Origin of the sequence: Micromonospora sp. WMMD998 (assembly GCF_029581235.1) — a bacterium.
Taxonomy (GTDB): domain Bacteria; phylum Actinomycetota; class Actinomycetes; order Mycobacteriales; family Micromonosporaceae; genus Micromonospora.
The window spans coordinates 5143362-5156452 of sequence record NZ_CP120740.1 but is presented as its reverse complement, the minus strand read 5'-3'; the positions used below and the strand labels follow the sequence as shown (position 1 = coordinate 5156452).

Below are 13091 nucleotides of genomic sequence, written 5' to 3'. Positions count from 1 at the left end.
GCGCCACGTGCCTGGCGGTCGGGCCGGCCCGGGCCGGGCCGCGCGTTAGGCGGGGGCCCCGCTTAACACCTGGTGTTAAGCGGGGCCCCCGCCTATGCAGAAAACGTTAAGCGGGGCCCCCGCCTTACACCTCACCCTGTCGGTGGGGGGAGGCAGAATCGCGTTTGTGCGGGTGGTGGCGGTGGTGGCGGGGGAGCGGGGCGGCGGGACGCTGCAACCGCTCGACGTCGACGGCCGCCCGACCGGCCCGGCCGAAGAGGTGGCCGACCTGGCCGCCGCCGTCGCCGCCCGCGAGGCGGCCGAGCGGCCCCGCTGGGTGTGGGCCACCGGCGCGGGCGTCTACCCGGCACTGTTGCGCGCCGGGGTCCGGCTCGACCGCTGCCACGACGTCGAGTTGACCGAGGCGTTGCTGCTCGGGCACGCCGGCCGCTGGGGCGAGCCGCGCGCGCTGCCCGCCGCCTGGGCCCGGCTGACCGGGGCGCCGGTCCCACCGGACCCGACGCCCCGCCCGCCGGAGCCGCCCGGCCACGGCCAGGGCGCGCTCTTCGACCCGCCGTCCGGCCCGCCGGGCCCCGGCCTCACGGCATTGACCCGGGTGTACGCCGACCAGCTCGCCCGGGTCGCGGCGACCACCCACCCCGGCCGGTTCCGGCTGCTGGTGGCCGCCGAGTCGGCAGGTGTGCTGGTCGGCACCGAGATGGGCGCGGCCGGCCTGCCCTGGCGCGTCGACGTGCATGACGCGATCCTGGCCGAGCTGCTCGGGGAGGCGTCCCCGGTGGGCGGGCCGCCCCGCCGGCTGGCCGACCTCCAGGCGCGGATCGCCGCCGCGTTCGGCGTACGCCATCTGCACGCCGACTCGCCCGCGGAGCTGTTGCGGGCGTTCGCCCGGGCGGGGGTGGAGTTGCCGAACACCCGGGCGTGGGTGCTGCGCGGGGTGGAGCACCCGGCGGTGCCGCTGGTCCTGGAATACAAGGAGCTCTACCGGATCTGGACGGCGCACGGGTGGGCCTGGCGCGACGCCTGGGTGTCCGGCGGCCGGTTCCGTCCGGAGTACGTGCCCGGCGGTGTGGTCTCCGGCCGGTGGGCGACCCGGGGCGGCGGGGCGTTGCAGATCCCGAAGGTGATCCGGCGGGCGGTGGTGGCCGATCCGGGCTGGACGTTCGTGGTGGCCGACGCCGGCCAGCTCGAACCGCGGGTGCTGGCCGCGGTCTCCGGCGACGAGCGGCTGGCCGCCGCCGGTGGCGCCGGTGACCTGTACGCCGCGCTGGCCCGGGATGCGTTCGCCGGTGACCGGACCCGGGCCAAGGTGGCGTTGCTCGGCGCGATGTACGGGCAGACCGGCGGCGCGGCGGTGCCGGCACTGGCGGTGCTGCGAAAGAGCTATCCGACCGCGTTCGGCTACGTCGAGGCGGCGGCGCGCACCGGTGAGGCGGGTGGGCTGGTCCGGTCGTGGCTGGGGCGCACCTGCCCGCCGGGCGCGGTCGGGTTCGCCGACGCGGACGAGGTGCCGCCGGACGTCGACGCGGATCCGCGTAGCCCGTCGGCGCGGGCGGCCCGCTCGCGGGGGCGGTTCACCCGCAACTTCGTCATCCAGGCCACCGCCGCGGAGTGGGCCTCGACGCTGCTGGCCACGCTCCGCACCGCGCTGGCCGGCACCGAGGCCGAGTTGGTCTTCTTCCAGCACGACGAGGTGGTGGTGCACTGCCCGGCCGACCAGGCCGGCGCGGTCGCCGAGGCGGTGACCGCAGCCGGGGAGCGGGCCACCACGCTGTTGTTCGGCGACACCCCGGTCCGCTTCCCGCTCGACCTGTCCACGGTGGCCTGCTACGCAGATGCGGCATAGTCACGCAATTTTCCGTTTTGCCCCGCTACCCGGCCCCGAGCGCGCTCGTTGGGCCCGGTGTGCGTACGACGGGACGGACCGGGCGCTGCTGTGCCCGGTCCGTCCCCCTGGTCGAGGGGGCACCGCTGAACCGGATCGCTGCAATGATCATCGCCGCTGGTGGGGGCCGCCGCATCGGCGGACCCGAGGCGCTGCTGCACCTGGGCGAGAAGCCGCTGGTGAGCCGGATGATCGACACGATGGCCGACGCGGGCTGCGCGCAGGTCGTGGTCGTGCTGGGCGCGGCGGCCGAGCAGGTGCGGCGGACCACCGACCTGAGCGGCGCCACCGTCGTGGTCAACCGGGCCTGGGGGACCGGGGTCGGCTCGTCGATCCGGGCCGGGCTCGCGGCGCTCACCGACGACACCGTCGAGGCGGTCGTCGTGGTGCCGGTGGACATGCCCGGGCTCACCGCGGCGGCGGTACGCCGGGTGGCCGCACTGCCGTATCCGGACGCGCTCGTCTGCGCCACCTACGAGGGGCTGCGCAACTACCCGATGCTCTTCGGCCGCCGGCACTGGCCCGGCATCGCCACGCTGGCGAGCGCCGACGTCGGCGCGCGGCCCTACCTGCTGGCGCACAAGGACCAGATCGTCGACATCTCCTGCGACTCGGTCGCCGACGGCAGCCGGATCGACAGTCCGGAGTTGATGGCGCTCTACGGCCTGTCGGTGCCCGAGCAGCGCATCGGCGCGTAAGGCCGGGCGGGGAATCGAACGGGCCGGTTTGGCGTGTGTTGCTATCGCCGTGCCCAATGGAGCACTGCGGCGCCTTTCGGTGTCGTGGTGCCGGCCCGCTCGAAGGGTTCGAGTAGTTCCACGATCTCCGTCGTCAAGGCAACCTGATCATCGTCGTTGAACACGCTGCTCAGTTGGGTGAGCGTGACGCCCAACTCCTCGGCGAGGTCAACGCGATTCGGCTCTTGGCGATGAAGCGCCCGGCGGATGAGGGTTGCCATGGTCAGGAGCCTCTTCGCGGTCTCGGTGTCTTCAGCTTGGCGCGCCAGGTCACCCAGCCGTTCGTAGGAGATCGACAGGTCGCGGGCGTAGGTGGTGTTGTCCGGTTCGGCGGTGGTCAGCCGTTCGGCGATGGTCATTGTCTGTTGGTAGAGCTGTCGGGCGGTCTCACTCTGTCCGCTGTCGCGGGCCAGGTCACCCAACCTGTTGTAGGAAACTGACAGGTCGCGGGCATAGGTGGTGTTGTCCGGTTCGGTAGCGGTCAGCCGTTCGGCGATGGTCAGTGCCTGGTGGTAGAGCTGTTGGGCGGTCTCGCTCTGTCCGCTGGCGTGGGCGAGGTCGCCCAGCTTGTTGTAGGAGATCGACAGGTTACGGGCGTAGGTGGTGTTGTCTGGTTCGGCGGTGGCCAACCGCTCGCGGATGGCCGACGACTGGTGGTAGAGCTGTTGGGCGGTCTCGGCTTGTCCGCTGTCGCGGGCCAGGTCACCCAGCCGTTCGTAGGAGATCGATAGGTCGCGGGCGTAGGTGGTGTTGTCTGGTTCGGCGGTGGTCAGCCGTTCGGCGATGGTCAGTGCCTGGTGGTAGAGCTGTTGGGCGGTCTCGCTCTGTCCGCTGGCGTGGGCGAGGTCGCCCAGCTTGTTGTAGGAGATTGATAGGTCGCGGGCGTAGGTGGTGTTGTCTGGTTCGGCGGTGGTCAGCCGTTCGGCGATGGTCAGTGCCTGGTGGTAGAGCTGTTGGGCGGTCTCGCTCTGTCCGCTGGCGTGGGCGAGGTCGCCCAGCTTGTTGTAGGAGATTGATAGGTCGCGGGCGTAGGTGGTGTTGTCTGGTTCGGTAGCGGTCAGCCGTTCGGCGATGGTCAGTGCCTGGTGGTAGAGCTGTTGGGCGGTCTCGCTCTGTCCGCTGGCGTGGGCGAGGTCGCCCAGCTTGTTGTAGGAGATTGATAGGTCGCGGGCGTAGGTGGTGTTGTCTGGTTCGGTAGCGGTCAGCCGTTCGGCGATGGTCAGCGTCTGGTGGTAGAGCTGTTGGGCGGTCTCGCTCTGCCCGCTGTCGCGGGCTAGGTCACCCAACCTGTTGTAGGAGATCGACAGGTTACGGGCGTAGGTGGTGTTGTCTGGTTCGGCGGTGGCCAACCGCTCGCGGATGGTCAGTGCCTGGTGGTAGAGCTGTTGGGCGGTCTCGCTCTGTCCGCTGGCGCGGGCTAGGTCGCCCAGGTTGTTGTAGGAGATCGATAGGTCGCGGGCGTAGGTGGTGTTGTCTGGTTCGGTAGCGGTCAGCCGTTCGGCGATGGTCAGTGCCTGGTGGTAGAGCTGTCGGGCGGTCTCGCTCTGCCCGCTGTCGCGGGCTAGGTCGCCCAGCTTGTTGTAGGAGATCGACAGGTCGCGGGCGTAGGTGGTGTTGTCTGGTTCGGTAGCGGTCAGCCGTTCGGCGATGGTCAGTGCCTGGTGGTAGAGCTGTCGGGCGGTCTCGCTCTGCCCGCTGTCGCGGGCTAGGTCGCCCAGCTTGTTGTAGGAGATCGACAGGTCGCGGGCGTAGGTGGTGTTGTCTGGTTCGGTAGCGGTCAGCCGTTCGGCGATGGTCAGTGCCTGGTGGTAGAGCTGTCGGGCGGTCTCGCTCTGCCCGCTGTCGCGGGCTAGGTCGCCCAGCTTGTTGTAGGAGATCGACAGGTCGCCGGCGTAGGTGGTGTTGTCTGGTTCGGCGGTGGCCAACCGCTCGCGGATGGTCGACGCCTGGTGGTAGAGCTGTCGGGCTGTCTCGCTCTGCCCGCTGTCGCGGGCCAGGTCACCTAGCCGTTCGTAGGAGATCGATAGGTCGCTGGCGTAGGTGGTGTTGTCTGGTTCGGCGGTGGCCAATTGTTCGGCGATGGTCAGTGCCTGGTGGTAGAGCTGTCGGGCCGTTTCGCTTTGCCCGCTGTCACGGGCCAGGTCACCCAACCTGTTGTACGAGACCGACAGGTCGCGGGCGTAGCCGGTGTCGTCCGGTTCCAGTTCGTGCCTGCGTTGATTGACAGCCAGACAGGTGGTCAAGATGCTGCGGGCGTCGGCCGAGCGGCCGTGATCACGGGCGAGTGCGCCGAGCGCGTCGCCGGTGACACTCAGCTCAGTCTGGACAACGAGCGGCAGGCCGGCGACCCGGTCAGCGGTCAGCAGCGCGGTGTGGGCGCGGCACAGGCCGTCGAGGAGGCTGACCCGTACCCCCTGCGACGGCTGGTGAACGGCGGGCGAGCTTTGATCCGTTGACCTGGCCCGGCCAGCGCACCGCCGCACCAGGCCGGTGTAGCTGCCGGCGAGAGCGACCGCGGCGACATCGGCGACGGACGGGGTGCCGGCCAGCCGGATCAGCACGTCGAGGACCCGTTCGACCTGCGCGTCGGAGCGCATGGCCAGCACCCCGCTCAGCAGCGTCAAACCTTTGTCGTCGTGCTCGCCCAGGACCCTGGCCACGAGGGCTTCACCGAGACGATCGGGGCGCAGCGGATTCCATCGGTCCGGCCCGTCGTACAGGTCGCGCAGCCATCGGTCGATCCGAGCACGTACGGGCGCAGAGGTGGCGTCGGCCACCAGGTCCAGCAACGCTGTTGCCTCGGCGTCGTCGCGGGCTCCCGCGAGGGTGGACAGGGCCACGCAGAGGCGTACCGTCGGCTGGTCGAGGTCCGGCATCCGGTAATACCAGCGCCGCGCCTCGTGGTCGAGCGCCCGATCCACCGGAGGCCGCTGCCCGGATCGCCAGTCCGGCCCGGACAGCGCCGCGTCGAACGCCTCCAACAACACGTCCAGCGGATGGCTGTAGCGGGGGTCGGACAGGTCCACCTCCACCCGTGGAGCAGCCCAACTCGGACCGTTCCAGGTGCGGCCGAACGCGGTCAGCCCGGCAGTGAACAGCGTGTCCCGCTGCGGGCCGGTCAGGTCGGCCACGGCGGTGGAGGTGTCCACCGCGCTGTCCAACGCGCTGAGCGTGGCACCGGTAGCGACCTCGGCCAACGGCGCCAACGCCTGCCCGGCCAGCGCGGTGGCGGAGGGACGGCCGAGCAGCAACACGCGTACCGGTGCCAGCGGCGACGCCGAACGGGTCAGCGCGGCGAGCCGGGCGGCCAGCACCACGGCGTCGCGTTCCTCGACGTAGTCCACCACGAGCAGCCGGGGTACGGGCAGCCGGTCGACGCCACTGTCGTCGGCGGGCAGCAGCCCCGCCACCCATCCGCGTGCCCGCTGTGCCCGGCACGCCTCCACCGCGAAGCGGGTCTTGCCGGCGCCGCCGCCGGCTTCGATGTAACGCATCGATAACCGTTCCGGCCGGTCGCACCAGTCGCGAACGGTCGCCAGGATGCCGTCGCGGAACAGGTAGTCCACCACGGCGAACTCGGGGCGCAGCATCGTCGAGGGCTGGCCCGTTCCGGGCTGCACGCGCGCGTCGGTCCAGGGTTGCTCGACCAGATCGTCGGCGCCGTCAACGGGCAACACGGCGTGCCAGCCGGCCCGGTCGGCCAGCACCGCCGCCGCGCCCGCCGCCGCGACCTGCTCGCCGTACGCGGTCAGGTCCTCGGGCACACCCGGCCCGCCCGACAACAGGGCGGCGACCGGCGCGGCCCAGCCGCCGAGGTCGCTGTCGCGGTCACGGGTGGCGGTGACCACTCCCACCACCGCCCTGCGCGTCGGACACACCAGCGGCGCCCCCGACAGCCCCGGCGCGGCCTGCCCCGCCTTCAACTGGAAGAACTCGTCACCGGTGACGCCCTCGAACACGAACGACGCCGGCGCTCCCACCGGCACCGCGCCCTCCTCCCGGGGCGGGAATCCGTACGCGTGACACTGCCCGGCCTGCGGCTGGACCCCGGCCAGCCACACACACGGATGAGTGTCGACCCACGCGGCCGTGCGACGCAGACGCAGCAGCGCCAGGTCGGGGTACGGCCACAGCGCCGTGTCGACCGGCGGCGCCGATCGGGCCAGCACATCCGCAGGCACCGCCTCGACGCCGACACCCGCGTCGGCGGGCACCACCATCACCCGGCCGAGGGCCACTCCCTCGGCGGCGTCGTGGACGACGTGCGCCGCGGTGAGCACCCAACCGGGCGCGACAAAGAACCCCGTGCCCAGCACCGCCCGATCGTCCGCCCGCTCGACGCGTACGACGTGGCGGCGTAGGTGCCGCGAGTCGACTCGTGTGCGCATGCCGCCTGCCCGGGTCTCAGGTCGACTCGGGCCGCTTCCAGGTGAGGGTGACCGTCAGACTCGCCTGACCGTCGGCCTCGACGAGCAGGCCGGTCAGCTTGCCGGACTTGGCAGTCAACGCGAGTCCGAACGCGACCGTCGCCTCGGACGGTTTGACCTGCTCCCACACCTGCGCCAACTCGCCGGCGACGGCTTCCACGGTCTCCCGGACGCCGTCGAACGACAACGCCCGGTCCAGAGTGACGGTCTGCGGGCCACCGCCGTCGGTGAGCTTGACGAAGAACTCGGTCCCGCCGGCCTCGACCCGCGCCACCCGCCCCTGCCCTGCATGCACCCGCAGCCCCTTCCGCTCCGCCGGACCGGCACGTAACCATCGACTGCCCACTGTGGCAGCGCGGCACGAGCAGTCTTCTTCGGCCTTGCCCGGGGCGCAACTTCCGCACCGGCCGGGGTCAGAACAACGACAGTGGCGACGGGGCGGCCGGGACCAGGACGTCGCTGCCGGACCAGTTGATGTCCTCGTGCGAGATGGCCTTGTCGGGCTCGTCGTCCTCGTCCAGGGTGGAGTAGTCCGCGAGGTAGCGGCCGAAGCCGTACCCGCCGGCCTTCAACGTCGCGAGGGCCCACGGCCGCAACTGGTCGCGCAGCTTGTCCGGCGCACGCCGATCGACCGGCACCCGGACGACGCCGAGCAGGTCGTACCACTCGTCGGCCGTGCCGGCGTCGACCACCCGGCAGAGCGAGAACGCGTGCCGCACCGGCGGCTCCGGGTCGATCCACGTGACCTGATTGCGCATGGTGCCTCCAAGCTCATCACTGAAGTGGCTCGCTCCTGAGAGGATGCATCAGGCCGCACTTGATATCAAGGGTGCCGAGATGGATACTCCTGGTTGTCGTGACGAGTCGGAGGAGAGTCCATGTCTGTGCCATCCCGATCTCCAGCACCGGCGGAGGGTTCACCGGTCGTGCAGGCGTGGGAACTCGGAATGCGGCTGCGCCAGCGCCGCGAGGAGATCGGTTTCACCGCGACGGCGGCCGGTCGCGCGATCGGCATCATCCAGGCGTACGTCACCGGGGTGGAGACCGGGAAGGTCAAGCTTCCCGCCGCCCGGCTGGCGCAGATCGTCGAGGTCTACGAGTTGGAGCCGGAGGAGGCGGCCGAGCTGGAACACCTGCGCGTCGGCGCCAGCAGGCGCGGGTGGTGGCACGAGTATGTCCAGCTCTTCCCGGCCGAGTTCATCCGGTTCCTGGGCTACGAGGCCGGCGCCGGGCACATCCGTTTCTACGGTAACGAGCTGGTGCCCGGTCTGATGCAGACCGAGGACTATGCGCGGGCGGTCATCGCCGGCGGCACCACAACGATCCGGCTCACCGAGGTCGAGCGGCGGGTCGCCGCCCGGATGGCCCGGCAGGCGCGACTCGACGCCGCCGACCCGCTCCGGCTGACCGCGTTGCTCGGCGAGGGCGTACTGCGCCAGCAGGTCGGCGGGCCGGCGGTGATGCGGGCCCAACTCGATCACCTCGTCCGGCTGGCGACCGAGCGGCCGGAGCAGGTCGAGATCCGCGTGCTGCCGTTCACCGCCGGAGCGCACCCGGCGCTTGGCGGGTCGTTCCAGATCCTGTCGTTCCCGTCGCCACGACTGCCCGACCTGGTCTGGCAGGAGGTGCTGACGTCGATCGACATCATCGACCAGTCCATCCGGGTCACCGACTACCAGGTGACGTTCGCCGAGGCGCGGGAACGCGCGTTACGCTCGGAGGACTCGCTCGACCTGATCCGCCGGATCGCCAAGGAGATGACGTGACCTCGTCGCACCGCCTCCCCGGGCAGGGTTGGTTCAAGTCCTCCCGCAGTTCGGACAACGCCAACTGCGTCGAGGTGCGGTTCGCCGGTGGCGCGGTGGACGTCCGCGACACCAAGGACCGCACCGGCCCGACGCTCGCCTTCGACAGCGGATCCTGGGCCAGCTTCCTGACCGGCCTCAAGGCCGCGTCGGACCGGTAGGCCGGCCTTACTCCCGCACTGAGAACTGCCGGAAGTTTCTCGGTGGACATGAACGGTCCGGGTGGATGTCAGGCATCCGACACGCATTGACGCTGGCCGCCGTGTGGGGGCGGTGCGGTGGATCTCGCCGCTGGCCGTGACAGCCCACAATGGCCCCATGACAGCAGGTGATCAGACGCGCAGGTGGGCGACGGTGGTCCTCGTCGGGGTGGTGGGCGCCGGCCTGGGGGCGTTCCTGGCCGTCCAGGACCTCGACCGGGCGAACAAGTGGTCCGGCGTGCTCGGGCTGTTCCTCACGCTTGCCGGTGTGGGTCTCTCCGCGTACGGGCTGTTCGGTGCCCGGCGGGCGGCGAACGGGCAGTCGGTGGACGGGAGTGTCGTCGGTGGTGGGGTGACCCAGGTCCGTGGGGTGCGCGGTGACGTGCGCATCGGCCGGTCCGCACCGGCGACCGGGTCACCGTCGGCACCGACCGCGCCGCCGCCGTCTGCCGCCGGGGTGGGGGCCGGCGGCGTACCGGCCGGGGACGGGCAGTCGGTGACGCGGTCGTGGGCGGCGGGGCCGGTACGGCAGGTCGACGGTGTCGGCGGTGACGTGGACATCGACAGGTGAACCGGCGGTGGTGTCCGCAACCGGCGGCGGGTCAGGTGGTGACCGGCAGTGTGGTCTTCGGGGACGTCATCCAGATCTCCCACATCGACGGAGACGTCACCGTCATCAGCCCGGATCGACCGCCCTACCGGGTGAGCACGGCCGACAGTTGCCCGGTGCCGGTGGGTGTGCCGAAGGCCCGATCACATCCGAGCTGCCTGTTGCTGGCCCGCCATCAGGTGGTGCCGTTCACCGGTCGCGAGCGGACCCTGGACGCGCTGGCCGAGTGGGTGCGCGGTGGCGAGCCGGTCGCGGCGTTGCTGGTCCACGGTGCGGGTGGGCAGGGCAAGACCCGTCTCGCCGCTGAGGTCGCCGCACGGTGCGCAGAGGCGGGGTGGGCGGTGTGGAAGGTGGTGCACACACCGACCCCCGTGCCCGGAACCGCGCCGGTGTCCCGGGTCGAGTTACCCGGCGGCGCGGTGCTGGCGGTCGTGGACTACGCCGACCGGTGGCCGGCCTCAGCGTTGTTGGCCCTGCTCATTCAGCTACGGGACCTGTACACGCGGACCGGCGCGCGGGTGCGGGTGCTGATGCTGGCCCGCTCGGACGGCTACTGGTGGCCGGCGGTGGCCAACCGGGCCGAGAGCGACCTCGGCATCGACACCGGCCAGGTGGTGTTGCCGCCGCTGGCCGCCGACAGCGACGACGATCGGCCGACGCTGTTCACCACCGCGGCGGATCGCTTCGCCGCGGCCATGAACATCGAGCGGGTCGGCTGGCCGGTACCGGATCTGACCGGACCCGCCTTCGCGCAGGTCCTGGCCGTGCACATGGCTGCTCTGGCCACCGTCGACGCGATTCGGCACGGCGATGTCCCACCCGTACGAGGGGACGCCGTCTCGGCTTATCTGCTGGTGCGGGAGGAGGCGTACTGGCACGAGCTATGCACCGGACCGGAGGGTCCCTTGACGACCCCGCCCGCGGTGATGCACCGGGCCGTCTACACCGCGACCCTGATCGGGGCCCAGCCCCGATCCGCCGCCCGGCGGGCGCTCACCCAGGCCGCGTTCGCCGCCGACAGCACCGCCGCGGACCGGATCATCGACGATCACACGACCTGCTATCCGCCGACCGACACCCGACTCGTGTTCGAGCCGCTGCACCCCGACCGGCTCGGTGAGGACCTCATCGCCCTGTCCACCCCGGGTCACGGCGGGCGCGTGACCCTGGAGAAGGACTGGGCGCCCATCGCGGTCGCCGACCTGCTCACCGCCGACGGGCCACAGCCGCCGGCATGGACCACGGCCGCGGTCACCACTCTCGTCGAGACCGCATGCCGCTGGCCACACATCGCCACCGACGTGCTGTACCCGTTGATCCGTCGCCGTCCCGAGCTGGTTGTCGCCGCGGGCGGGGCCACCCTCACCCGCCTGGCGGCCGTTCCCGACGTCGACCCCGCCGTCCTGGAGATCCTCGAACCCCTGCTGCCCCAGGGCAGGCACATCGATCTCGACATCGCCGCCGCCGCGATCACCGGCCATCTCACCCGGCACCGCCTGGCCCACGCCACCGACGACGCGGAGCGTGCCCGGCTGCACGTCATCCACGCCTGGCGGCTGGCCAACGCCGGGCAACACATCGCCGCGCTGGCCTCGGCGCAGGAGGCCGTCGGCATCTACCGGCGGTTGGCGGAGGCCAACCCGGGCTCCCTGCCCGGCCTCGCGATGTCGTTGAACAACCTCGGCAACCACCTGTCGGGGGCGGGGCGTCGAAAGGAGGCGCTGGCCCCGACGGAGGAAGCCGCCGGCATCTGGCGCCGGTTGGCGATGGTCAACCCGGCCGTCTACCTGCCGCACCTCTCGGGGGCGTTGAACAACCTCGGCAACCACCTGTCGGGGGTGGGGCGTCGGGAGGAGGCGCTGGCCCCGGCTGAGGAGGCCGTCGCCATTCGCCGCCGGCTGGCAAAGGCCGACCCGGAGGCGTACCTGCCCGACCTCGCGGGGTCGTTGGCCAACCTCGGTAGCCGGTTGGCGGAGGTGGGGCGTCGGGAGGAGGCGCTGGCCCCGACGGAGGAAGCCGCCGGCGTCTACCGACGGCTGGCGGAGGCCGACCCGGCCGCCCACCTGCCCGATTTCGCGACCTCGCTGCACAACCTCGGCAACGAGCTGTCGGGGGTGGGGCGTCGGGAGGAGGCGCTGGCCCCGGCGGAGGAGGCCGTGACCATTCGTCGCCGGTTGGCGGAGGCCAATCCCGCCGCTCACCTGCCCGACCTCGCGATGTCGTTGACCGGCTTGGGGGCTCGCCTGTTGGCGCTGGGGCGTCGGGAGGAGGCGCTGGCCCCGGCGGAGGAGGCCGTCGCCATCCGTCGCCGGTTGGCGGAGGCCAATCCTGCCGCCCACCTGCCCGACCTCGCGACATCGTTGAACAATCTCGGCGTCTTCCTGGCGGAGGTGGGGCGTCGGGAGGAGGCGCTGGCGCTGGCGGAGGAGGCCGCCGGCATCTGGCGCCGGTTGGCCGAAGCGAACCCGGCCGCCCACCTGCCCGACCTCGCGACGTCGTTGCTGAATTTCAGCGAGCGGCTGTCCCAGGTGGGGCGTCGGGAGGAGGCGCTGGTCCCGGCGGAGGAGGCTACCGGCATCTGGCGCCGGTTGGCCGAGGCCAACCCGGCCGCCTACCTGCCCCAGCTCGCCGGGTCGTTGGACAACCTCGGTAGCCGGCTGGCAGAGGTGGGTCGGGAGGAGGCGCTGGTCCCGGCGGAGGAGGCCATGACCATCCGCCGCCACCTGGCGGAGGTCAATCCCGCCGTCTACCTGTCCCACCTCGCGATCTCGTTGTCCAACCGCGGCGCTCTCCTGTTCACGGCGGGGTGCCGGGACGAGGCACTGTCACTGGCGGAGGAGGCCGTCGGTGTGTACCGGCGGCTGGCTGATGCCAACCCCGCCGCCCACCTACCCGAGCTTGCACTCTCGTTGAACAATCTCGGCGTCCTCCTGTCCGAGTCGGAGCAGCAGGAGCAGGCCCTGGCCGCGGCGGAGGAGGCCACTGCCATCCACCGCCGGTTGGCCGGAGACAACCCGGCCGCCTACCTGCCCCACCTCGCGATGTCGTTGACCAACGTCAGCGAGCGGCTGTCCAGGGTGGGGCGTCGGGAGGAGGCGCTGGCTGCGGCGGAGGAGGCCGTGACCATCCGCCGCCGGTTGGCGGAGGTCAACCCCGTCGCCTACCTGCCCTTCCTCGCGAGATCGCTGTCGGCGTACGCACGGGTGTGCGTCAGCGTGGATGCCGACATGACCGGGGCCTTGGCCGCGGTCACGGAGGCGGCAGTCCTCTATGAGCCCTTGGCGCGGCAGTTGCCGCAGGTGTTCGCCGACTATCTGTCCGACGCCCGGCAGATCCGCGCCGACATCATCGAGCGGCTCGGCGGGGAGCCCGAGCACTGACGCCGTCGGGTCCTGTTCCACCGCGGTCCGTCCTCGAGTAACGCGCGTCG

General features: G+C 71.6%; 9 protein-coding genes. 6 read left to right on the top strand and 3 right to left on the bottom strand.

Annotated elements, in window-relative coordinates:
* Positions 1 to 136: 136 nt before the first annotated feature.
* Both O7619_RS23190 and O7619_RS23185 read left to right on the top strand, forming a co-directional pair.
* Positions 137 to 1843 (top strand): bifunctional 3'-5' exonuclease/DNA polymerase, encoded by a 1707-nt coding sequence (locus O7619_RS23190; RefSeq protein ID WP_282288913.1) that lies wholly within the window; start codon positions 137 to 139, stop codon positions 1841 to 1843.
* A gap of 143 nt (positions 1844 to 1986) precedes the next feature.
* Positions 1987 to 2580 (top strand): NTP transferase domain-containing protein, encoded by a 594-nt coding sequence (locus O7619_RS23185; protein WP_282283408.1) that lies wholly within the window; start codon positions 1987 to 1989, stop codon positions 2578 to 2580.
* Between the two features lie 41 nt (positions 2581 to 2621).
* Here the strand turns inward: O7619_RS23185 and O7619_RS23180 are convergent, their stop codons facing one another.
* From O7619_RS23180 to O7619_RS23170, 3 genes are all read right to left on the bottom strand, one after another.
* Positions 2622 to 7007 (bottom strand): tetratricopeptide repeat protein, encoded by a 4386-nt coding sequence (locus O7619_RS23180; protein ID WP_282283407.1) that lies wholly within the window; start codon positions 7005 to 7007, stop codon positions 2622 to 2624.
* Positions 7008 to 7023: 16 nt separating this feature from the next.
* Positions 7024 to 7341: a CU044_2847 family protein gene (locus O7619_RS23175; RefSeq protein WP_282283406.1), complete on the bottom strand. Its 318-nt coding sequence runs from the start codon at positions 7339 to 7341 to the stop codon at positions 7024 to 7026.
* Positions 7342 to 7459: 118 nt separating this feature from the next.
* On the bottom strand, positions 7460 to 7804 hold the full coding sequence (locus tag O7619_RS23170; RefSeq protein ID WP_282283405.1) for a hypothetical protein: 345 nt from the start codon (positions 7802 to 7804) through the stop codon (positions 7460 to 7462).
* A 168-nt stretch (positions 7805 to 7972) separates the two neighbouring features.
* On the opposite strand from O7619_RS23170, the gene O7619_RS23165 reads away from it, so the two are divergent.
* The 4 genes from O7619_RS23165 to O7619_RS23150 all read left to right on the top strand — a co-directional run bounded on the left by O7619_RS23165 (position 7973) and on the right by O7619_RS23150 (position 13041).
* Complete coding sequence (locus tag O7619_RS23165) at positions 7973 to 8812, top strand: helix-turn-helix transcriptional regulator (RefSeq protein WP_282283404.1); 840 nt, start codon at positions 7973 to 7975, stop codon at positions 8810 to 8812.
* On the top strand, positions 8809 to 9012 hold the full coding sequence (locus O7619_RS23160; protein WP_282283403.1) for a DUF397 domain-containing protein: 204 nt from the start codon (positions 8809 to 8811) through the stop codon (positions 9010 to 9012). Before O7619_RS23165 ends, O7619_RS23160 begins: the two co-directional genes overlap by 4 nt.
* Positions 9013 to 9169: 157 nt before the next feature.
* Positions 9170 to 9622, top strand: a complete 453-nt coding sequence (locus O7619_RS23155; RefSeq protein WP_282283402.1) for a hypothetical protein — start codon at positions 9170 to 9172, stop codon at positions 9620 to 9622.
* 38 nt (positions 9623 to 9660) lie between these two features.
* Complete coding sequence (locus O7619_RS23150) at positions 9661 to 13041, top strand: tetratricopeptide repeat protein (protein WP_282283401.1); 3381 nt, start codon at positions 9661 to 9663, stop codon at positions 13039 to 13041.
* Positions 13042 to 13091: the final 50 nt, after the last annotated feature.